This is a genomic window from Pantoea sp. SO10 (assembly GCF_005281435.1).
Lineage (GTDB): Bacteria > Pseudomonadota > Gammaproteobacteria > Enterobacterales > Enterobacteriaceae > Pantoea > Pantoea leporis.
In genome coordinates this window covers 3,406,768-3,428,566 of record NZ_CP040095.1, presented here as the reverse complement: position 1 = coordinate 3,428,566, position 21,799 = coordinate 3,406,768, and the positions used below count along the sequence as shown (strand labels likewise).

At 56.3% G+C, this 21,799-nt stretch carries 23 protein-coding genes; 10 read left to right on the top strand and 13 right to left on the bottom strand.

From position 1 onward, the window contains the following. Nucleotides 1-37 precede the first annotated feature (37 nt). From FCN45_RS15760 to FCN45_RS15745, 4 genes are all read left to right on the top strand, one after another. Nucleotides 38-1,060, top strand: a complete 1,023-nt coding sequence (locus FCN45_RS15760) for a hemin-degrading factor (RefSeq protein WP_137386434.1) — start codon at nt 38-40, stop codon at nt 1,058-1,060. After that, nucleotides 1,057-1,899 carry a hemin ABC transporter substrate-binding protein gene (locus FCN45_RS15755; protein WP_137386433.1) on the top strand — a complete coding sequence of 281 codons (843 nt, stop codon included), beginning with the start codon at nt 1,057-1,059 and terminating at the stop codon, nt 1,897-1,899. The genes FCN45_RS15760 and FCN45_RS15755 overlap by 4 nt, the downstream gene beginning before the upstream one ends. A 95-nt stretch (nt 1,900-1,994) precedes the next feature. Continuing rightward, complete coding sequence (locus FCN45_RS15750; RefSeq protein WP_101761894.1) at nt 1,995-2,996, top strand: iron ABC transporter permease; 1,002 nt, start codon at nt 1,995-1,997, stop codon at nt 2,994-2,996. Next, a complete protein-coding gene (locus FCN45_RS15745; RefSeq protein ID WP_137386432.1) occupies nt 2,989-3,768 on the top strand; it encodes a heme ABC transporter ATP-binding protein in 780 nt (259 codons plus the stop codon). Before FCN45_RS15750 ends, FCN45_RS15745 begins: the two co-directional genes overlap by 8 nt. A gap of 72 nt (nt 3,769-3,840) precedes the next feature. Here FCN45_RS15745 and FCN45_RS15740 read toward each other — a convergent pair whose 3' ends face one another. Then, nucleotides 3,841-4,824, bottom strand: coding sequence for an MDR family oxidoreductase (locus FCN45_RS15740; protein ID WP_137386431.1), 984 nt, complete (start codon nt 4,822-4,824; stop codon nt 3,841-3,843). Nucleotides 4,825-5,127: 303 nt separating this feature from the next. Between FCN45_RS15740 and FCN45_RS15735 the strand changes: the two genes are divergently transcribed. Then, a complete protein-coding gene (locus FCN45_RS15735) occupies nt 5,128-7,278 on the top strand; it encodes an ornithine decarboxylase (RefSeq protein WP_137386430.1) in 2,151 nt (716 codons plus the stop codon). 140 nt (nt 7,279-7,418) lie between these two features. On the opposite strand, the gene mltC is transcribed toward FCN45_RS15735, so the two are convergent. The 3 genes from mltC to mutY are packed head-to-tail and all read right to left on the bottom strand — an operon-like array spanning nt 7,419 to nt 9,910. Then, nucleotides 7,419-8,498, bottom strand: a complete 1,080-nt coding sequence (gene mltC, locus FCN45_RS15730) for a membrane-bound lytic murein transglycosylase MltC (RefSeq protein WP_101761898.1) — start codon at nt 8,496-8,498, stop codon at nt 7,419-7,421. 54 nt (nt 8,499-8,552) lie between these two features. Continuing rightward, on the bottom strand, nt 8,553-8,825 hold the full coding sequence (locus FCN45_RS15725; protein WP_007890330.1) for an oxidative damage protection protein: 273 nt from the start codon (nt 8,823-8,825) through the stop codon (nt 8,553-8,555). Further along, the gene (gene mutY / locus FCN45_RS15720; RefSeq protein WP_137386429.1) at nt 8,825-9,910 is read right to left on the bottom strand and encodes an A/G-specific adenine glycosylase; all 1,086 of its coding nucleotides are present in this window, start codon (nt 9,908-9,910) and stop codon (nt 8,825-8,827) included. Before mutY ends, FCN45_RS15725 begins: the two co-directional genes overlap by 1 nt. Nucleotides 9,911-10,064: 154 nt before the next feature. On the opposite strand from mutY, the gene trmB reads away from it, so the two are divergent. The 4 genes from trmB to FCN45_RS15700 all read left to right on the top strand — a co-directional run bounded on the left by trmB (nt 10,065) and on the right by FCN45_RS15700 (nt 13,921). Continuing rightward, the gene (gene trmB, locus FCN45_RS15715; protein ID WP_137386428.1) at nt 10,065-10,784 is read left to right on the top strand and encodes a tRNA (guanosine(46)-N7)-methyltransferase TrmB; all 720 of its coding nucleotides are present in this window, start codon (nt 10,065-10,067) and stop codon (nt 10,782-10,784) included. Further along, nucleotides 10,784-11,110: a YggL family protein gene (locus tag FCN45_RS15710; protein WP_008107231.1), complete on the top strand. Its 327-nt coding sequence runs from the start codon at nt 10,784-10,786 to the stop codon at nt 11,108-11,110. Before trmB ends, FCN45_RS15710 begins: the two co-directional genes overlap by 1 nt. A gap of 156 nt (nt 11,111-11,266) precedes the next feature. After that, entirely contained in the window at nt 11,267-11,983 is a 717-nt protein-coding gene (locus FCN45_RS15705) for a DUF2884 domain-containing protein (protein ID WP_137386427.1), read from the top strand. Nucleotides 11,984-12,157: 174 nt separating this feature from the next. Beyond that, nucleotides 12,158-13,921: an Ig-like domain-containing protein gene (locus FCN45_RS15700; RefSeq protein ID WP_137386426.1), complete on the top strand. Its 1,764-nt coding sequence runs from the start codon at nt 12,158-12,160 to the stop codon at nt 13,919-13,921. A 40-nt stretch (nt 13,922-13,961) separates the two neighbouring features. On the opposite strand, the gene hemW is transcribed toward FCN45_RS15700, so the two are convergent. Genes hemW through FCN45_RS15680 form a run of 4 tightly spaced genes read right to left on the bottom strand, consistent with a single transcriptional unit; the run spans nt 13,962 to nt 16,994 of the window. Beyond that, nucleotides 13,962-15,113: a radical SAM family heme chaperone HemW gene (gene hemW / locus FCN45_RS15695; protein WP_101761903.1), complete on the bottom strand. Its 1,152-nt coding sequence runs from the start codon at nt 15,111-15,113 to the stop codon at nt 13,962-13,964. Continuing rightward, nucleotides 15,106-15,699: an XTP/dITP diphosphatase gene (locus FCN45_RS15690; RefSeq protein ID WP_137386425.1), complete on the bottom strand. Its 594-nt coding sequence runs from the start codon at nt 15,697-15,699 to the stop codon at nt 15,106-15,108. Before FCN45_RS15690 ends, hemW begins: the two co-directional genes overlap by 8 nt. Nucleotides 15,700-15,719: 20 nt before the next feature. Continuing rightward, on the bottom strand, nt 15,720-16,274 hold the full coding sequence (locus FCN45_RS15685) for a YggT family protein (RefSeq protein ID WP_008107240.1): 555 nt from the start codon (nt 16,272-16,274) through the stop codon (nt 15,720-15,722). Between the two features lie 12 nt (nt 16,275-16,286). Beyond that, nucleotides 16,287-16,994, bottom strand: a complete 708-nt coding sequence (locus tag FCN45_RS15680; RefSeq protein ID WP_137386424.1) for a YggS family pyridoxal phosphate-dependent enzyme — start codon at nt 16,992-16,994, stop codon at nt 16,287-16,289. 16 nt (nt 16,995-17,010) lie between these two features. On the opposite strand from FCN45_RS15680, the gene FCN45_RS15675 reads away from it, so the two are divergent. After that, a complete protein-coding gene (locus tag FCN45_RS15675) occupies nt 17,011-18,003 on the top strand; it encodes a type IV pilus twitching motility protein PilT (protein WP_137386423.1) in 993 nt (330 codons plus the stop codon). A 145-nt stretch (nt 18,004-18,148) separates the two neighbouring features. Here the strand turns inward: FCN45_RS15675 and ruvX are convergent, their stop codons facing one another. The 5 genes from ruvX to endA form a co-directional block, all read right to left on the bottom strand. Beyond that, nucleotides 18,149-18,565, bottom strand: a complete 417-nt coding sequence (gene ruvX, locus FCN45_RS15670) for a Holliday junction resolvase RuvX (RefSeq protein ID WP_101761907.1) — start codon at nt 18,563-18,565, stop codon at nt 18,149-18,151. Continuing rightward, on the bottom strand, nt 18,565-19,128 hold the full coding sequence (locus FCN45_RS15665; RefSeq protein ID WP_137386422.1) for a YqgE/AlgH family protein: 564 nt from the start codon (nt 19,126-19,128) through the stop codon (nt 18,565-18,567). Before FCN45_RS15665 ends, ruvX begins: the two co-directional genes overlap by 1 nt. 82 nt (nt 19,129-19,210) lie before the next feature. Continuing rightward, entirely contained in the window at nt 19,211-20,155 is a 945-nt protein-coding gene (gene gshB, locus FCN45_RS15660; protein ID WP_101761909.1) for a glutathione synthase, read from the bottom strand. Between the two features lie 77 nt (nt 20,156-20,232). Further along, nucleotides 20,233-20,964 carry a 16S rRNA (uracil(1498)-N(3))-methyltransferase gene (gene rsmE / locus FCN45_RS15655; RefSeq protein ID WP_008107252.1) on the bottom strand — a complete coding sequence of 244 codons (732 nt, stop codon included), beginning with the start codon at nt 20,962-20,964 and terminating at the stop codon, nt 20,233-20,235. 73 nt (nt 20,965-21,037) lie between these two features. After that, nucleotides 21,038-21,745, bottom strand: coding sequence for a deoxyribonuclease I (gene endA / locus FCN45_RS15650; RefSeq protein WP_137386421.1), 708 nt, complete (start codon nt 21,743-21,745; stop codon nt 21,038-21,040). Nucleotides 21,746-21,799 lie beyond the last annotated feature (54 nt).

Genomic DNA, 21,799 nt, shown 5'->3' with positions numbered 1-21,799 from the left:
CCTGCGGCAGCGCAGGGCATTTTCATGGAGCAAGGCAATGAACTCACGTTACGATCACTATCTGGCGCTGAAAGGCGAGCATCCGAAAAAGTACGCGCGCGATCTCGCCGCGCTGATGGGCATTGGCGAAGCGCAGCTGTGTGAAGCGCGTGTCGGCCAGGATGCAAAGGCGTTAAAAGCTGATTTCCCTGCGCTGCTGGCAGCACTGGCGGCGGTAGGTGAAACCAAAAGCATCACCCGCAATGAATATGCGGTTCACGAGCAGGTGGGCAAATATGAAAACCTGCACCTCGGCGAACACGCCGGACTAATTCTCAACCCGCGCGCGCTCGATCAGCGTCTGTTCCCGCATCAGTGGCACAGCGCGTTCTTCCTGCGTGAGCAGAGCGCCCACGGTGAACGTCAAAGCATTCAGATTTTTGATCGCCACGCTGATGCGGTGCTGAAAATCTACACCACTGAAAATACCGATCGACCCGCGTGGGATGCGCTGATTGCGGCGTTTGTGCTGGAAAACGCGGCGGCGTTAGATCCGCAGCCCGCCAGCGCGCCGCTATACAGCAGGGCGGTTGATGCCAGCAAAGTGGAAGCCGAATGGCGCGCCATCACCGATGTGCATCAGTTCTTTGGTCTGCTGAAGCGCCACAACATCTCGCGCCCGCAGGCGTTCCGCGCGGTGGCGGACGATCTGGCGCGTCAGGTAAGTAATGACTCGCTGGCGCAGCTGCTGGATCTGGCGCAGCAGGATGGCAACGAAATCATGATTTTTATCGGCAACCGTGGCTGCACGCAGATCTTCACCGGCGCAGTGCAGAAGCTGATGCCGATGGATAATTGGATCAACATCTTCAATCCCTCCTTCACGCTGCATTTAATGGCGGATCACATCAGCGAAAGCTGGGTGACGCGCAAACCGAGCGGCGACGGCTTCGTCACCAGCCTGGAACTGTTTGCCGCCGACGGCACGCAGATCGCGCAGTTGTACGGTCAGCGCAGCGAAGGCACGCCGGAGCAGGCGCGCTGGCGCGAGCAGGTGATGTCGCTGGAGGCGTCAGCATGAGAAAACTTCTGTTGCTGCTAACTGCGCTGGCGCTGCCCGCTGTTGCGGCCGAGCGGGTGATCTCGATTGGCGGTGACGTCACGCAAATTATCTATGCCTTGGATGCGCAGCAGGATCTGGTAGCGCGCGACAGCACCAGTCAGCATCCGGCGCAGGCCAACAAGCTGCCGAATGTCGGTTATATGCGGCAGTTGAATGCCGAAGGGATTCTGGCGCTGAAACCGACGCTGGTGCTAAGCAGCGAGCTGGCAAAACCGTCGCTGGTGCTGCAGCAAGTGGCGCAAGCTGGCGTAAAAGTGGTGGATGTCACCGGCAAAAACAGCCTCGACGCCATCGCGGAAAAAATCGCTACCATCGGCAAGGCGCTGCATCGTGAAGAGGAAGCCAACGCGCTGATCGAGAAGGTCAACAAGCAGCGCGCGCAGATCCCACAAAAACCGTTGCCGATTAAAGTGCTGTTTATCATGGCGCACGGCGGCATGCGCACTCAGGCGGCGGGCGCACAAACTGGCGCGGACGGCGCGATTCGCAGCGCGGGTCTGATCAATGCGATGGCGGCGGTGCCGCACTATCAGCAGCTGTCGCAGGAAGGTGTGATTGCGGCGGCACCGGATTTGATCGTGGTGGGTGAAGATGGCCTGCGTACGCTGGGCGGCGAAGAGAAAGTGTGGTCGCTGCCCGGTTTGGCACTGACGCCAGCCGGTCAGCATCGCGCGTTGCTGGTGGTGGATGAGATGGCGCTGCTGAGCTTTGGCCTTGATACGCCGGGCGCGATTATCAAACTGCGCCACGCAGCCGAAGCGGCTTCCCCGTCATACTTCAAGCCGCAGGCGCGTTAGCTGCGTGTTCTCACCCCAGTCACTTACTTGTGTAAGCTCCTGGGGATTCGAACACTTGCTGCCTTCCTGCACCTTGAATTATTTAGGGGAAAAATATGGCAACTACATCCGTGATGCGCTGGCTCGGTTTGATGGCCATCTGCATGCTGATAGTGATGCTGATGGCGGCCAACTTCGGCGCGATGCCGCTTTCAATGCGCACTTTGTTGCGTGCGCCGCTCAGCGATATGGCGTGGCAAATCTGGATCAACATCCGCCTGCCGCGCGTGCTGCTGGCGGTGCTGCTCGGCATGGCGCTGGCGGTGTCCGGCGCGGTGATGCAGGGATTGTTTCGCAATCCGCTGGCCGATCCCGGTTTGCTCGGCATCAGCAGCGGAGCGGGTTTAGCGGTGGCGATATCGATCGTTATCCCGCTCGGCTTGCCGCCGCTGCTGGCGCTGTGGCTGCCAACACTCGCCGCCTTTATGGGCAGTTTGGTGGTGACGCTGCTGATCTTCAGCTTTAGCCGTCTGGCGCTGGGCAATTTGTCGCGCTTGCTGCTGGTTGGTATCGCCATCAACGCCTTATGCGGCGCGGCGGTCGGCGTGCTGTCGTGGCTGAGTAACGATCAGCAGTTGCGTCAGCTGGCGCTGTGGGGCATGGGCAGTTTGAGTGCGGCGCAGTGGCCGAGCCTGGCGGTGTGCGCGGTGCTGATTCTGCCGGCGCTGATAGCGATTCAGCTGCGCGCGCGTCGTCTCAATTTGCTGCAGCTCGGCGAAGAGGATGCACATTACATGGGCATCGACGTTAAGCGCACGCAGCGTCAGCTGCTGGTGTTGAGCGCGTTGCTGGTAGGCACCGCCGTGGCGGTGAGTGGCATTATCGGCTTTGTCGGTTTAGTGGTGCCGCACCTGATGCGTTTCTGTCTCGGCAGCGATCATCGCTGGATGCTGCCCGGTTCGGCGCTGGCGGGCGCGATTTTGCTGCTGCTGGCCGATACGCTGGCGCGCACCGTGGTGGTGCCGGCGGAAATGCCGGTGGGCCTGTTAACCAGCCTGCTGGGCGGCCCGTGGTTTCTCTGGCTGATTCTGCGTGAGCAAAGGGGGATGAATGAATGACTGCATGCAGGCGCGCGGGCTGCGATTTAGCCACGGCTCACGCGCGTTGATCGACGACGTTTCCCTGACTTTGCAGCCTGGCGAAATGATCGCGCTGATCGGCCCCAACGGCGCGGGGAAATCCACGCTGCTGCGCTTGCTGACCGGCTTTCTCACGCCGCAAGCGGGCGAGTGCTGGCTCGGCGATCGTCCGCTAAACAGTTGGCCGCGCGAACCGCTGGCGCAGCGCCGCGCGGTGATGCGTCAGCAAAATAGCGTCAGTTTTCCGCTGCCCGCCGCCGATGTGGTGGCGATGGGCCGCGCGCCCTGGCCGCGCGCTCAAACCAAAGCGGTGATTGACGAGGTGATGCACATTACCGGCAGCCTTGAGCTGGCACAGCGCGATTATCGATCGCTTTCCGGTGGTGAACAGCAGCGCGTGCAGCTGGCGCGCGTGCTGGCTCAGCTGTGGCACGATGACGGGCCACGCGGCTGGCTGTTTCTCGACGAACCCACTTCCGCGCTGGATCTGTTCTGGCAGCAGCACAGTTTGCGTTTGCTGCATCGCCTGACGCGCAACGGACACTTCAGCGTCTGCACCGTGCTGCACGATCTTAACCTCGCGTCGCTGTGGTCGGATCGCGTGCTGTTGCTGCATCAGGGCAAGCTGGTGGCGGAAGGCGCACCCAATGAGGTGATGACCGAACACACGCTGACGCGCTGGTATCAGGCGGAGTTGGATGTGGTGATGCAGGATGAGAAGGGCAGGCCGCGGATTCAACTGCGTGCCTGAGACCGTAGCGGCGCGATCTATCGCGCTCTGTGAAAAGACGCGCCATAAATTGCGCCGCTACGTGATGTGCGATTATCTGCAATCGATGATCAGTCTGCCGCGTACTTTACCGGCCAGCAGCTGCTCGGCACCTTCGCGCGCTTCGCTCAGCGGAATCACCTTGGTTAACTGCTGTAGCAGGTCGCCATCCACCAGTTCCGCCAGGCGCTGCCACGCCTGCTGCCGCAGCGGTTTTGCACACATCACGCTATCCACGCCCGCCAGCACCACGCCGCGCAGGATGAACGGCGCGACGCTGGTCGGCAGATCCAAACCTTGCGCCATGCCGCACGCCGCGACCACGCCATCGCGCTTGATGCCCGCTAACACATTGGCCAGAGTGTGGCTGCCGACGCTATCAATCGCCGCCGCCCAGCGCTCTTTCGCCAGCGGTTTGCCCGGATCGCTCAGCTCTGCGCGATCGATAATCGACGTCGCGCCCAGCGTGTTAATCAGGTAATCGCTATCGCTGGCGCGACCGCTGGAAGCAATCACCTCATAGCCGAGACGTGCCAGCAAGCTGACGCTGAAGCTGCCAACGCCGCCGCTCGCGCCGGTGACTAAAACCGGGCCGTGCTGCGGCGTGATGCCCTGTTTTTCCAGCGCCAGCACGCACAACATGGCGGTGAAGCCCGCGGTGCCAATTGCCATGGTTTGCAGCGGGCTCAGTGCGGCCGGCACTTGTACCAGCCAGTCGCCCGAGACGCTGGCTTTCTGCGCCAGTCCACCCCAATGCTTTTCGCCTACGCCCCAGCCGGTGAGTAGCGCCACATCGTCCTGCTGCCATTCAGCATGGCGGCTGCTGATCACCCGACCAACAAAGTCGATGCCCGGCACCATCGGGAATTGCCGCACAATCGGGCCTTTGTTGCAGATGGCGAGCGCGTCTTTGTAGTTGAGCGTGGAGTAGCTTACTTCGAGGGTGACATCCTGATCGGGCAGTTGTTTTTCTGACAGATCTTTCAGGGATGTGCGATATCCCTGTTCATCATTTTCAATGACCAATGCCTTGAACATGCAGCCTCCGGCTGGTTGAGGAAAGTGGGGGTATAGTACTCCTTTTTTGCCCTCACCCTAACCCTCTCCCACAGGTGGGAGAGGGAACTGATCCAGCATACCTTAACTCTCGCTCGGACGGCGCCCTCGCCCGCTTGCGGGAGAGGGCTGGGGTGAGGGGCCAGCGCAGCGGTTGTTCCGGCAAAAAAAAGATGACATGATTGCGCCCCAGTTAGTGTTCAACTCCCAGATTGACTTCGCCGAGGAAACCTCCTCATTGCTGTGCCATCGGCACCCACTCATCCTCTCTCAGGGATTTGTGTTATGAACCCATTGAAAATTGCTGCCAGCGTTGCTGTAGCTCCAACCCTTAGTCTTAACACTGCGCGCGACGTGGTGACGCTGGACAATACCGACTTTACCGATGTCGCTGCGGTCGTGATCACCTTGTCGGACACGCGCAGTGGCGTGCTGACGCTATTGCGCAAGGTCGGCTTTAATCTGCCGGTGTTTGTCGCCAATGCGTTCGATGAAGAAGTGCTGAAGCTGCCGGGCGTCACCGGCGAAATCAACGGCGCGCCAGAAGAGTGGAACGCGCTGGAGGACGCCGCGCAGGCGTATGAAGCCGAGTTGCTGCCGCCATTTTTCGACACGCTCACACGCTACGTCGATATGCAGAACAGCACGTTTGCCTGCCCGGGACATCAGGGTGGTGCCTTCTTCCGCAAACATCCGGCGGGACGTCAGTTCTATGAGTTCTACGGCGAGAACGTCTTCCGTTCGGATATGTGCAACGCCGACGTCAAGCTCGGCGATCTGCTGATCCACGAAGGCTCAGCCAAAGATGCGCAGAAGTTCGCGGCGAAAGTGTTTAACGCCGACAAAACCTACTTCGTGCTTAACGGCACCTCCAGCGCCAATAAAGTGGTCACCAACGCGCTGCTGACGCGCGGCGATCTGGTGCTGTTTGACCGCAATAACCACAAATCCAACCATCACGGCGCACTGATTCAGGCGGGCGCCACGCCGGTGTATCTGGAAGCGGCGCGTAATCCGTTTGGCTTTATCGGCGGCATTGATGCGCACTGTTTTGACGATGCTTATCTGCGTGATCAAATTGCCAAAGTGGCGCCCGATCGTGCCAACGATCAACGTCCATTCCGCCTGGCGATTATTCAGCTCGGCACTTACGATGGCACGGTGTACAACGCGCGTCAGGTGGTTGATCGCATCGGACATCTGTGCGATTACATCCTGTTTGATTCAGCGTGGGTGGGTTACGAGCAGTTTATTCCGCTGATGGCCGGCTGTTCGCCGTTGACGCTGGAGTTGAACGAGAACGATCCGGGCATTTTTGTCACGCAGTCGGTACACAAGCAGCTGGCCGGTTTCTCACAGACGTCGCAAATCCATAAGAAAGACAATCACATCCGTGGGCAGCAGCGTTTCTGTCCGCACAAACGCCTCAACAATGCGTTTATGCTGCACGCCTCAACCAGCCCGTTCTATCCGCTGTTTGCCGCGCTGGATATCAACGCCCGCATGCATAAAGGCGAGGCCGGACGCAGCATGTGGCACGAGTGCGTCACCATCGGCATTGATGCGCGTAAAGCGATTCTGGAACGTTGCGAAATGATTCAGCCGTTCCTGCCGGAGAAAGTGCACGGCAAGCTGTGGCAAGCGGCGGAAACGGAAGCTATCGCCGCCGATCCCGCTTACTTCAGCCTTGAACCGGGCGCAAAGTGGCACGGTTTTGAGGGTTACGCGCAGCAACAGTATCTTGTAGATCCCTGCAAGCTGCTGCTCACCACCACGGGGATTGATGCCGCCAGCGGTGAGTACACCAGCTTCGGCATTCCAGCGACCATTCTGGCCAACTATCTGCGCGAGAACGGCATCGTGCCGGAGAAATGCGACCTCAATTCGATTCTGTTCCTGCTGACGCCAGCAGAAACGCCGGAGAAGATGGCGCATCTGGTGGCGATGCTGGTGCAGTTTGAGCAGCACGTGCGCGAGGATGCGCTGCTGGCGGAAGTGCTGCCGAGCGTTTATCGCAAGAATATTGAGCGTTACAAAGGCTACACGCTGCGCCGCTTGTGTCAGGAGATGCACGATCTCTACGTCAGTTTTGACGTTAAGGATCTGCAAAAAGCCATGTTCCGCTCAGCCTGTTTCCCACCGGTGCAAGTGAATCCGCAGGATGCACATCAGGCCTATATTCGTGGCGAAGTGGAGTTGGTGAAGATTGCCGATGCTGAAGGGCGCATAGCGGCTGAAGGCGCGTTGCCATATCCGCCGGGCGTGTTGTGCGTGGTGCCAGGCGAAGTGTGGGGCGGCGCGGTACAGCGCTATTTCCTCGCGCTGGAAGAGGGCATCAATCTGCTGCCGGGCTTCTCGCCAGAGCTGCAAGGGGTTTACACCGAAGAAGATGAGCACGGGCGTAAGCATCTGGTGGCGAATATGATAGTGAGCTGATTGCACTTGCCCTCACCCTAACCCTCTCCCGCAAGCGGGAGAGGGAATGTTTAGAGGGCGCTCATTGTTACGTACGTGCTGGATCGGCCCCTTCTCCCGCGGGCGGGAGAAGGTTGGGATGAGGGACAAACCGCACCAGCTTAATACCGTCGATAACTGCGCTGCGCCTGGCTCACTTTATACAGATAACGCCGTGATTCTGCCGATGGATGGTTGGTGGTCAGCGTCTGGTAAACTTCCGTCGGCGACATACTATTTATTGACGAGAACGCGCGATCCTTATCGCTGGAGAACACGCGTAGCACGCTGCCCGCGCCGCCGTTGTACGCCGTAATCACCGCATAACGCCGTGATGTCGGATCCTGAATCCCACCTAAATAACTTCTCTGCAGCAGCGACAAATACGCGGTGCCCGCATCAATATTATTCTCAGGATCAAGCAGATAGCTGCGGCTCGGTTTGCCACCTTTGCCCTTCATACGGAACACATCAACACCGGCGGTATGCTGCACCACCTGCATTAACCCCAGCGCATCAGCGTGGCTCACCGCATACGGGTTGAAGCTCGATTCAATCTGCATAATCGCCAGAATCAGTGACGCATCCACGCCATATTGTTCAGCGGCTTTACGCACCATTGGCAGATATTTGTGCGCACGTTTGTCGAGGTGGTTTGGCACCATCGGAATGGTAACCGACCAGATGACGTGCAATCCGGAGGTGCGTTTCTGCAGTTTGTTTTGAATCAGATAATCAGCAAAGCTGCCGGCGCGGCCCTGCCAGCGGATCGGCTGGCCGGTATTATCCAGCACCTGGCCGTACAGCAGCGGCTCTTTACTGATTTGAATATCATTGGCATCGGAGTAGAGATCGACATTGCCCGGATCTTCGCCAATCAACAGCGTGGTGATGATCGCCTGACGCAGGCTGGCCATCGGATCGGTGCCGGAAATGGTCTCAATGGTGATGCTACCGCTGTCAAAGTTGATGTGACTGCGGGTGTAATAACCGTCGCTATATTTGACGTAATCTTTCGGTCCGGCGATCAGAACTTCATTGATTCCCCAAATGTTTTCAATATTGTGGGCAAACTGGCCCATCAAAATATCGAAACCGTTGGTGTCCTTGACCCACTCTTCATGAAACTGCGATTTTTTTTGTCCGGAGCAGGAGACCAAAAGTGGTGCAATCACCAAGAGCGCTATCAGTTTTTTATTCATTGTTAATGCGTGCCTGAATCGAAAAAGAGGGCCTCAAAGGGAAGCCCTGAACGGTTATTTTTCTGGCGGGGTGTAACCTTCAATGTGCACATCTTTGCCTTCGAACAGGAAATTGATCATCTCCTTCTCCAGCACTTTGCGATCTTCCGGGTTCATCATGCTCAATTTCTTCTCATTGATCAGCATGGTTTGCTTGGACATCCACTGTTGCCAGGCCTCTTTGGAGATCTCATTAAAGATGCGCTTACCCAATTCGCCAGGATAGAGCTGAAAGTCCTGACCTTCAGCGTCGCGTTGCAGATAAGTACAAAAAATGGTGCGGCTCATTACTCTTCCTCTTCGGTCACGTCTGCTCGACGCGTAAGCTGCTGGGGATGGCGCAATTCATGCAGCAAGCGCTCAACCGGCGCCGCCAAACCCACTGACGGTGGTTGCGCTAAGTTATACCAGAGACCGCCCGCTTCATCCATCAGCGACCCAGTGGAAGGCTTTGCGAGCCACATAGGCACAATGTCTAAGTGGAAATGGCTAAAGGTGTGGCGGAATGCGGTGAGCTGCTGCGGTTTAACATGAATGCCGCGCTCAGTTAGCCAGTCAGTTAGCGCTTGCTCACTTGTAAACTGCGGGAAGCAGAACAGTCCGCCCCACAGGCCAACCGGCGGGCGCTGCTCTAACCACACGTCATCGCCATCCTGCATCATCAGCATCCAGCCGCTACGTTCTGGCAAGGTCTGTTTGGGTTTCTTACCGGGATACGCCGCCCAGCTGTTGTTGGCATAAGCAACGCATCTGCTATTAAGCGGGCAGATTTCGCATTTAGGGCGTGAGCGAGTACATACTAATGCGCCAAGGTCCATCATCGCCTGATTGAACTGGCTGACGCCTGCCGCTGGCGTCACATCTTCGCTGATCTCCCACAGCCGTTTTTCAACCTCCTTTTTACCCGGCCAGCCGCCCACCGCGTAGCAGCGCGCCAGCACGCGTTTTACGTTGCCATCCAGAATTGGGAAGTGCAGACCGAGCGACAGCGATAACACCGCGCCCGCGGTAGAACGGCCAATGCCCGGCAGCGCTGCGACATCGTCGAAGTTTCGCGGGAACTCGCCGCCGTGCTTCTCCACCACCTGTTTCGCGGCTTTGTGCAAATTGCGCGCGCGCGCGTAATAGCCGAGACCGGTCCACAGATGCAGCACTTCATCCAGCGGTGCCGCTGCCAGATCGGCCACCGTCGGGAAGCGCGCCATAAAGCGTTCAAAATAGGGAATGACGGTAGCAACCTGGGTTTGCTGCAGCATCACTTCAGAGAGCCATACCTTGTACGGCGTTTTCTCCTGCTGCCACGGCAGGGTTTTGCGACCAAAGCGCTGATACCAATCCAGCACTTGTTGCGCGAACGTCGGCGCTTGCATCATAAGAAGGAAATTTTCCGTGTTTACTCTACAATCAGGCAGGAATTCCAGCACAGAGACCTCAGGGTGTAAACCGGAACATTGCAAAGGCTTGCTTCTGCTTCCTAACTTTGCATAATGCCCGTTTCCCAGAACAGGCTAACCAGCAGGCTTCAACATGATTAATGACGTCATCACCCCAGAATTTGATGAGAACGGGCGGCCATTACGCCGTATCCGCAGTTTTGTGCGCCGTCAGGGGCGCTTAACGAAAGGACAGCAGCTCGCGCTCGATAATTTATGGCCGGAGATGGGCGTGGAGTTCCAGCAGGAGCCGCTGGATCTGGTGACGCTGTTTGGCCGCGACGCGCCGGTAGTGCTGGAGATCGGTTTCGGCATGGGCGCCTCGCTGGTGACCATGGCGCAGAACAATCCACATCAGAATTTCCTTGGCCTGGAAGTGCATGCGCCGGGCGTGGGTGCTTGCCTGGCGTCGGCGAAGGAAGCGGGCGTGGAGAACCTGCGCGTAATGTGTCACGACGCGGTAGAAGTGATGCAGAAGATGATTCCGGATAACTCGCTGCGCATGGTGCAGCTGTTCTTCCCGGATCCGTGGCACAAAGCGCGCCATAACAAACGTCGCATCGTACAGGTGCCGTTTGCTGAGCTGGTGATGCGCAAATTGAAGCTGGGCGGCGTGTTCCATATGGCGACCGATTGGGAAGCCTACGCCGAACATATGTTGGAAGTGATGAGCAGCATCGACGGATATAAAAATCAGTCGGAAAGTAACAATTACGTGCCGCGTCCGGAAACGCGTCCGTTAACCAAGTTTGAGCAGCGCGGGCAGCGACTGGGCCATGGCGTATGGGATCTGATGTTTGAGAGGGTGAAATAATGGCCGTACAGCGTAGCCGTCGTTTGCGTAAAAAACTGCATATTGATGAGTTTCAGGAATTAGGCTTCTCCGTCGCCTGGCGTTTCGCCGAAGGCACCACCGAGGAGCAAATCGACGCCACTGTTGATCAGTTCATTAATGAAGTGATCGCGCCGAATGGTCTGGCGTATGACGGCAGCGGTTATCTGGTGTGGGAAGGTCTGGTGTGCTTGCAGGAAACCGGCAAATGCACCGACGAGCACCGCGAACTGGTGCGTAAGTGGCTGGAAGCTCATAACCTGACGGATGTGCAGGTGACTGAACTCTTCGACGTTTGGTGGGACTAAAGATCGTATCGGGCTAGCTTACTTGCCCTTTTTGCACCGGGCAGTGCTCGCATTCCTCACGTACTTATGTACGCTCCGGATGCTGCGCGCTGGCCGCCACAAAAATGGCTGCGACGCTCAACGCCCGACCTTTCAGCGCGTAAAAAGGGAGATTTCATGGTTCGTAAGGCACTTATCGCCGCGCTGCTGCTGGCGGCAACTCAGGCTCAGGCTGCATACGAGTGCAGTGTCAAGCCACAGGATGATGTGATCATTAAACCGCAGAGCGTGCAGGTGGTGGGAACCAACGGCAACCTCGAAATCACTCCGCAGGGTGACGTGCAGTTTAATGGCCAGAAGGTCAACGTTGATAACGCCGCGCGCCAGAAAGCCATCGACTACCAGACCGCGCTGCGTCGCGATTTGCCGTGGATCGATAGCGGCGCAACCTCGCGTCTGGAACGCAGCCGCGTGGCGCTGGATAAAGTGATTGTCGACAAGCTCGGCGCGAACAGCAATGTGCGTAATCGTCTCACCAAACTGGATGGCCAGCTCAAGCAGCAAATGAACCGCATTATTGAGCATCGTCCAGACGGACTGACGTTCCATCATCAGGCTATCGATCAGGTGCGCGCGGAAGGCGAGAAGCTGGTGCAGAGCACGCTAGGCGGCATCATGCAGGATAGTCTCAACGAAATGGGCAGCAGCCAGGCGGCGAGTGGCAGCAATCCACTGCAGGCCATTATGGGCAACATTGGCGGTTTACAACAGTCGGTACAGGCGGAGTGGAATAAGCAGGAGCAGGATTTCCAGAACTTCGGCCACGAAGTATGCAACCGCGTAACCGTGCTGGAAGAGCAGCGCAAAGGACTGATGCAGAACGTTAAAAGCTAATGATTTGCTTCAGCTAACAAAGCCAGCCCAATCGGCTGGCTTTTTGCTTTTAAGATGCACTGCATTTAAGAACCTTAGATTCGGGACGAATCTGATAACCGTAAAAACACCAAAATAATAAAGATGAAAGTGAGTTAGCAACTCATTGAAATCATTTATTTTTAAGGAGTTTTTATGTTATTTTTTAACACCTCTGCTTCCAGTAATATCCCTTCACTTCACACCGTGCATTTTCAATCCGACTGGTATAACGATGCGCAGAAGCGATGGGAAGGCAGTGCGCATTCGCCAGATACCGTTGCAGTCATCATCATGGTCAATGGTAAAAACCCAATAAGTGTGCCAGTGAGTGGCGGCCGTTTTTCCTGGGCGCCTTCTCAACCCATGCCTGACGGTGAACACGTGCTGACCTTTGTTGCCGTTGATCGCGCTAATAACCAAAGTGATATCGTTTCGGTCAATTACAACATTGATACTATCGCGCCTGACAAGCCGCAAATTACTGCAATCGAAGACTATGCAGCGGGTGGAATACATAACGGCAATAGCATTAAGCGACATGGTTACACCAACGACGCAAATCCTGTCGTGCGTGGCGAGGCAGAGGCAAATAGCCTGGTATACATCTACAACAAAAACAGCAAAACGCCCCTGGCTTCGGTAACCGCTAATCAGCATGGCAAATGGGAGGTGGAAGTGAACCTGCCTAACGACGGTGCATATGAGTTGAGTGCCGTGGCAGAAGACCGGGCAAATAATCGCAGCCAGCCGTCGCTAAAGTGGCCATTTCAGCTTGATACCGAGAAACCGGATAGCGCCACCATCAATTACTTTGAGGATGATGTTGGTTTGTATCGCGGACAGTTTGATCTCATCCGGGCCACTGACGATCGCCGCCCTGAGCTGTACGGCACTGGCGACCCTAATGAATATGTACGCGTTCAATACGCCAGCAAAAACGGCAGTTGGGTAACAACCGCGACCGTTGCGGTAGACAGTGATGGCACCTGGCAGTGGACTCCACCGCAAAATCTCTCCGATGGCGAATGGAATTTTCGCGTGCGTAACATTGATCATGCTGGCAACGTCAGTAAATGGAGCAGCACCGTCACGTTGCTGATTGATACCACAACAATTCAGCCCCTCATTATGCAGGTGCTCGATGATAGGGGACCCATTGAATCGGTATTCCCAGGGCAAAATACCGACGATGCACGTCTGGATTTTATCGGTAAGGCCGAAGTTAACAGCCTGGTGATTCTGTATCAGGATGGTACGGCGGTGGGATCGGCTTATGCAAATAGTCAGGGTGACTGGAGAATGACTCCGCAGCAAGATATGCGTGCAGGGCTGAATAATTTTGGTGTGAAGGCGATAGATGAAGCAGGGAATGAAAGTTCCTACTCTGCAAATTATCCGGTGAGATTCATCCCGTCACCCCAATATCAAGCCAATTATGAAAGTGAATCAAGAGATGATGGGAATGGGACGAGCTATTTGCCCATCCCAGGAGAACGCCACATTTATGATGTCGCGAGCTGGTTAAATACTTATCCGTCTCATTATCTGGTGAAAGCGGCAAATATTATTTTTTCGGGTGAAAACCAGATAATTGATTTTGCTGCGCTAAGTGCACGTGTGGAAGGTTTGCAGAAAATAGATATAAGTGGCAAAGGTAATAATCTGCTTAATCTCGATCTGCACTCGTTACTGAATGAAGGCGGTGAGGGGCTATTTATTAACGACGATAGTCAGCAATTGATGATTGATGGCGACATGGGCGACCGCATCACGCTTGATCGCACGCAATTCAGCGACGGCTGGTTAACTTCGCAGAATAAAGTCCAGATCGGCGGGGAAAACTGGACACTGTTAACCAATAGCCAGGCGCATTACACACTGTTAGTGAATCAGGAAATTGAAATTACTTACGGCTAATACGCAAAAAAGATGCCCGGTATAAGCCGGGCATTTTTCATTACTCTTCCGTCAGGAACAGTTCCAGCAGCGAGTTCAGGAACAGTTTGCCTTTCTCAGTGATCTGCCAGCTCTCCGTGGTTTCCTCCACGTATCCTGCACTTATCGCCGCATCGATTTGCGGGCGAATCACCTGCTCATCCATGCCGGTATAGCGGCGGAAATCGGCGCGCGGTGCGGCTTCCAGCAGACGAAAACGGTTCATAAAGAACTCGAACGGCTTGTCGTTCTCGGCCACGACGTGCTGCTTATCGAGATAGTTGCCTTTCATAAAGCCGCGCGGATGACGGGTTTTCACCGTGCGCACGATGCGACCATCGGCTTGCGTCAGCTTACCGTGGGCACCACAGCCAATCCCGAGGTAATCCCCGAAGCGCCAATAGTTGAGATTGTGCTCGCAGCGATAACCCGGTTTGGCATACGCCGAGGTTTCATATTGCTGATAACCTGCGGCGCTCAGCAGTTGATGACCTTGCTCAAAAATATCCCACAGCGCATCGTCATCAGGCAGTTTTGGCGGGCGCGAACCGAATAAGGTGTTCGGCTCAATCGTCAACTGATACCACGATAGATGCGGCGGATTAAGCGCAATCGCCTGGCGCAGATCATCCAGCGCTTCCTCCAGTGACTGATCCGGTAAGCCGTGCATCAGGTCGAGGTTAAAACTGCGCAGGCCTAATCCTTCAGCCAGCTGGGCGGCGCGCACGGCTTCTTCCGGCCCGTGAATGCGGCCTAAACGCGCCAGCTTCTGTGGACTGAAACTCTGCACGCCAATCGAAATACGGTTGATGCCGGCTTTCTGGTAGGCGCTAAAGCGATCGGCTTCAACGGTGCCTGGATTGGCTTCCATGGTGATTTCCGCATCGGCCGCCAGCGGCAAACGCGCACGCACGCCGTCCATCAGCATCTGCATCGCATTGCTGCTCAACAGGCTTGGCGTGCCGCCGCCGATGAAAATAGTGCGCACTTCACGGCCGCCGGTCAGCGGTAAATCCTGTTCGAGATCGTTGAGCAGGTGCTGCACATACTCAATGTGCGGCACCTCGCCTTTTAACGCGTGAGAGTTGAAATCACAGTACGGACACTTCTGCACACACCACGGAATATGGATGTACAGGCTTAATGGCGGCAACGTAGGTGAAAACTCAGGCATTGCGCATCGCTTCCAGCAGCAGCGTTAGTGCTTTACCACGGTGAGAGACGGCGCGCTTTTCGTCTTTACTCAGCTCTGCCGCCGTTTTACCTAATTCAGGGACATAAAAGATGGGATCGTAACCAAAACCGCCTGCGCCCGCTGCCGCGCGGGTGATTTCCCCGGCCCAGCTACCGTGGAACACCAGCGGCGTGGGATCGGCAGCGTGACGCAGGTAAACCAGCACGCAGTGGAACTGAGCCTGACGTTTGCCATCCGGCACGTTTTCCAATGCCACCAGCAGCTTATCCAGATTCTGCTGGTCGCTGGCATCAACGCCCGCAAAGCGCGCGGAGTAGATCCCCGGCGCGCCGCCAAGCGCATTGACCGCCAGACCGGAATCGTCGGCAATCGCCGGTAAACCGGTAATCTCAGCCGCATGACGCGCCTTCAGGATGGCGTTTTCGATGAAGGTCAGGCCGGTTTCTTCCGCTGACTCAACGCCGAGTTCGGTTTGCGCCACGATATCAAGTCCGAAGGCCGCTAACAGATCGGCCAGTTCGCGGACTTTGCCGGGATTTCCGGTCGCGAGTACAACTTTTTGCATAACAGTTCCAGATAGACGAATTACAGCAAATACCAGAGACCTGGGAACAGGTCCATGCCGAGGAAATTCAGCGCGTACAGCACCAGAATCACAATCATGGCAGAGAAATCGATACCGCCCATCGCCGGCAGAATACGGCGAATCGGTGACATCAGCGGTTCAGTCAGCTGCATCAGAACCTGATCCACCGGGCCGCGACCCTGGCTGATCCAGCTCATCAGCGAACGAATGATGATCACCCAGAACACCAGATAACCGGCGGACTTCACCAGCGACAGCAGGCCAACCAGCAGGTTGGTGGGATCAACGGAGAACACGCCGACCTGAATCAGCAGCAGGATCGGATATTTCAGCGTGGTCAGCACAAAGGCCAGCAGCAGCGATGCGGTATCAATCGGGCCAATGGCCGGGATGACACGGCGCAGCGGCTTGATAATCGGTTGGGTGATCTTCACGACAAACTGCGCCAGCGGGTTGTAGAAGTCACAGCGCGACCACTGCATCCAGATGCGCAGCAGCAGCACCATCACGTACAAATCGATCAGCGTTTTGACTAAAAACGTCAGTGTTAACATGAGGTTCCTCAATTATTGTTGTGAAGGTCGCGCATAATCCCGCGCGCCAAAAACGGCGGTGCCAATACGCACCATGGTGCTGCCCGCGGCGATTGCCGCGTCCATATCGTCGCTCATTCCCAGAGAAAGCGTATCGACGTCAGGATAGTCCTGTTTTAAGGTTTGAAACGCGGCGGCCATCTGCTGACACACCGCCAGTTGCCGTACGTATTCTGACTCTGGCGCCGGAATCGCCATCAGCCCACGCAAGCGCAAATTCGGCAGTGCGGCGATCTGCTGCGCCAGCTCCGGCAACGCCTCCAGCATGATGCCAGATTTGCTGTTCTCGTCACTGATATTTACCTGAATTAACACGTTGAGCGGCGGCAACGACGCCGGGCGCTGATCGTTCAGACGCTGCGCGATGCGCTGGCGGTCCACGGTGTGGCACCAGGCGAAGTTTTCCGCCACCAGACGGCTTTTATTGGATTGCAGCGGGCCGATAAAGTGCCATTGCAAATCAGGATGTGCGGCCAGCTCAGCCACTTTTTCAACCCCTTCCTGCACGTAATTCTCACCGAACGCGTGTTGTCCAGCGGCAATGGCTTCTGCGACCGCGCTCGCAGGTTTGGTTTTGCTCACTGCAAGCAGCGTAATTTCTTCTGGCGCGCGGCCGCAACGTGCGGCGGCGGCGGCGATACGCTCACGCACTTGCTGTAAGTTGTGCTCAATGGAAGTCATAGTCAGGAGAAGCTAAATGGAGTTGGATGAAATAGTGGCCCTTAGTGTAAAGCATAACGCCGCCGATCTGCACCTTTGCAGCGGACATTTGCCGCACTGGCGGCGACAAGGCGTGCTGGAGCCGATTCCGCAGCAGAGCGCGCTGGATGGCGGCTGGCTGGAAGCCTTTATGCAGCAGTGGCTCACGGCGTCGCAGCAGGCCGAGCTGGAGGAGAACGGCCACGTTGACTTCGCGATTACGCTTGCCAGCGGCATACGGCTGCGCGCCAACCTGTTTATGCAGCGTCACGGCTTATCGCTGGCGCTACGGCTGATTGCCAGCCAGGTGCCCGATCTCAGCAGCCTGCATCTGCCCGAGGTGGTGAGCCAGCTGTTACAGCTGGAAGAGGGGCTGATTTTAATTACCGGCGCCACCGGCAGCGGCAAATCCACCACGCTGGCGGCGATGGTAGATTGTCTGAATCGTCAGCAGGCGCGGCACATTCTGACGCTGGAAGATCCGATTGAGTTTGTGCATCGCAGCCAGCGCTCGCTGATTCAACAGCGCGAAGTGGGTGCGCACTGCGCCTCGTTTCAACACGGGCTGAAAGCCGCGCTGCGTGAAGATCCTGATGTGATTCTGCTCGGCGAACTGCGCGACAGCGAAACCATCCGCCTGGCGCTCACAGCTGCAGAAACCGGGCATCTGGTGCTGGCTACGCTCCATACGCGCGGCGCAACCCAGGCGGTTGATCGGCTAGTGGATGTCTTTCCCGCTGAAGAGAAAAACCTGGTGCGCACTCAATTAGCGGGCAGCCTGAAAGCGGTGCTGGCGCAACGTTTAGTGCCGGCAAAAGCGGGCGGGCGTATTGGCTTGTTTGAAGTGTTGGTGGCGACGCCAGCGGTGGCGAACCTGATCCGCGAAGGCAAGATGCATCAGTTGCCTGGCGTGTTGCAAACCGGCGCGCAGGCTGGCATGCAAACCTTTGCGCAGAGCGAGCAGGGGCGTCAGGCGGCGGGGATGATTTGAAGAGAGCCAGATAGGCGCTCAAAGGCGGAAAACCAACTCATTGTAGCGGCGCGATTCATCGCGCATATTTATGCCGCTGCCCTGCTCATCCGTGGCAATGCGCAATAAGTTGCGCCGCTACGCTATGTGCCAGATCTGGATGGCTTTAATGCGTATCAAACCAATCTTCGAGGATAATCACCGCGGATTGGGAATCAACCTGGCCTTTCTGCAACGCGCGAAAGCCGCCGCGTTCAAACAGATCGGCACGCGCTTCAACGGTGCTCAGGCGCTCGTCCTGCAGCTCGACGCGTACGCCAAAACGACCATGCAGGCGATTGGCGAACTTACGTGCGCGCGCAGTAAGTTCCTGTTCGGTGCCATCCATATTCAGCGGCAAGCCCACCACCACATAATTGGGCTGCCACTCTTTCAGCAGCTTTTCGATCAGCTTCCAGTCCGGCGTGCCATCCTGCGCTTTTAGCGCAGTCAACGCGCGCGCGGTGCCCGTTAATTGCTGACCGACAGCAACGCCGATGCTTTTGGTGCCGAAATCGAAGCCCAGTAAGGTTTCACTGGCCATCAGGCGTGTCCTGCATCGGTGGCAATGTTGTGAATATCGACGCCCAATCCGCGTGCCGCTTCACGCCAGCGTTCAGCGATGGGCGTCTGGAACAGAATATTGGTGTTAGCGGGCGAGGTGAGCCAGGCATTCTCCAGCAACTCCTCTTCCAGCTGACCTTTCTCCCAGGCGCAATAACCCAGCGCCACTAGCACGTTATCGGGCTGTGATGTGGTGCCGATCGCTTCCAGCACATCACGTGAGGTGGTGATCACCGTGGTGTCTGAAATACGAATGCTTGAGGAGTAAATGCGCTGCGCCGAGTGCAGTATGAAACCACGATCTTCCGCCAGCGGACCACCGGCAAACACTGGCTTGTCCAGTTTGATGGCAGGATCGCGTTCGGATGCGCTAATTTTAAGCTTTTTAAGGATGCCTTCGACCGTCAGGTTGTCCATTGGCTTATTAACGATCAAACCCATGGCGCCATCTTCATTGTGCTCGCAGATATAGACTACCGAGCGTTTGAACAGTGGGTCCTGCAGCGACGGCATCGCAATTAGAAAATGATGCTGTAAATTCATTATCACTCGTATACCAAAAATAACCGGCGCAGCCGCGGCAGCGCCGGTTTTGGGTGTTCACGGAGTGGAGACTCCGACGGCATCAGCCCAGGCGTTTCTCAATGGCATCCATCAGCATGCCAGTGATCGATATCGGGAACGCGGCCTCGATTTCACGTACGCAGGTTGGGCTGGTCACGTTAACTTCAGTCAGTTTATCACCGATAATATCCAGGCCGACAAAAATCAGCCCTTTGGCTTTCAGCGTTGGGCCAACGCGACGCGCAATTTCCCAGTCGCTGTCGCTCAGCGGACGCGCTTCACCACGGCCACCGGCTGCCAGATTACCGCGCGTTTCGCCGCCTTGCGGAATGCGCGCCAGGCAGTAAGGTACAGGTTCGCCATCCACCACCAACACGCGTTTGTCGCCGTCTTTGATTGCCGGCAGATAGTTCTGCGCCATGCAGAAGTACTGGCCGTGATTAGTCAGGGTTTCGGTGATCACGCCGAAGTTGGGATCGTCCTGTTTAACGCGGAAGATCGAGGCGCCGCCCATGCCGTCCAGCGGCTTAAGGATCACGTCGCCATGCTCCTGCCAGAAGGCGCGCAGCTGCTCTTTATTACGCGTGACCAGCGTATCTGGCGTCAGGTCGGCGAACCATGCGGTATACAGCTTCTCGTTGCAGTCGCGCAGGCTCTGCGGTTTGTTCACGATCAGCGTACCTTGCTCTTCTGCGCGTTCCAGCAGGTAAGTGGCATAGATAAATTCGGTGTCGAACGGCGGATCTTTACGCATCAGCACCACGTTAAGATCGGCCAGCGGGATATTCTGCTCGCTGCCAAACGTGTACCAGTTGTCGTAGTTCTGCTCAACGCTCAGCAGACGCGTGCGTGCGTAAGTCACACCGCCGCGCAGGGAGAGATCGCCCATCTCCATGTAATGAATTTCGTAACCACGGCGCTGTGCTTCCAGCAACATGGCGAAGCTGGTGTCTTTTTTAATATTGATGGACGAAATCGGGTCCATAACGATGCCAAGCTTAATCATTATTCTCTCCTAAATGGGGAAGCATTTACCCCGAAAGCGTTGTGCTGTGAAGTTACGTTCGAACCCGAAAGTATCGCTTAACCGAGGTCACCAAACCTCACCTGAAGTGCCGTAATGGCGGTGAGTGCGGTAGTTTCGGTGCGCAACACGCGGGGTCCAAGCAGAATATCGGTAAAACCCTGCTGCGCGGTCATGGCAATTTCATCGGCGGTTAAGCCACCTTCCGGCCCAATCAGCAAGCGCAGGCGCTCTACCGGCTGCGGCAGCGTGTTGATGCTGTGGCTGGCGCGCGGATGCAAATTGAGCTTCAAACCGTCTTCGGCTTCCGCGCACCAGGCTTGCAATGTCATCGGCTCGCGAATTTCCGGCACACGATTACGGCCGCACTGTTCACAGGCGGCAATCGCGATTTTCTGCCATTGCTGAATTTTTTTTGCCAGCCGCTCGGCATCCAGCTTTACGCCGCAGCGTTCAGAAAACAAGGGCGTAATCACATTCACGCCAAGTTCGATCGATTTCTGGATAGTGAATTCCATTTTTTCACCGCGCGACATCACCTGACCGAGATGTAAATGCAGCGGGGATTCACGGTCATCAGCCTGGCTGGCAAGGACCCTTACTTTTACACGCTTTTTATCAGCCTGGGTGATTTCGGCGCTAAAAGTCAGATTACTGCCATCAAACAGCTCAATTTGCTGACCGGCCGTCATGCGCAGCACGCGTCCAACATGGTTAGCGGCATCTTCATCGAGGAAGACTTCACTGTTAACTTCGAGAGATTCGGGATGATAAATGCGAGGTATACGCATGCGGTTCCTGCCAGCGTTATGCCGTGTCAGCGGACACGGCGCAATCGAAAAAAACTAGTTTAGGGTAGCGCTTTTAGCGCTGGCAAGCCTGCTGTACGTAGGAATTGTGATTTCCCTGCACTTTGGCGATGCGATTGTCGCGCTCACACTCCCAGCTCGTCACCGGATATTGCGTATCCCACGCGGTAAACAGCTGGGTTTGCTGACGCGACAGGCGCAGGTGATATTGGTCGCGCATATAGAAGTAAGTGCGGGCAATGGCGCCACGCGCACGCTCCGGCGGCTGCGCCAGTTTCTGCTTAAAATCGACCTTCATGCTGCATTGACCGTATTGCTGTTCGCCCCCGTTCCATTGGCTGTACTGGAAATTATTGCGGTCGCCGTTCACTTCGCCAATCGCTGGCTGCAGGTTATGCAGATCGCTCTCGATGCGGCGGTAATCGGCATCTTTGCTGCAGCTTTTGCGGCCGCCGTTTTGCCAGCACTGACGCTGATGGCCGAACTCCCACGCGGGCATCACATGTTCCCACTCAATGCGTTCGGCGCGATTGGCGTTCTTACGCACGCTGTAGCCGCAACTGCTTAGATCCGGTACGCCCTTTTTGCCGTGCCAGCTGATTTTGCAGCCGCAGTAAAAGTCGGCGGGCGCATCAGCATTGATCTGCGCCGCATACGCTTTGGCCTGACTAAAATTGTTTTGATGATAGTGAGTGAAACTGAGGCTGTAAGCGCTAAGCGGGGCAACTAACAAGGTAAGTAACAGCAACGTTTTGCGAGACATATTCCAAAAATTAACCTGGTCCTGAAAAAGGGCGGCAGGGTAACAGAATGATGA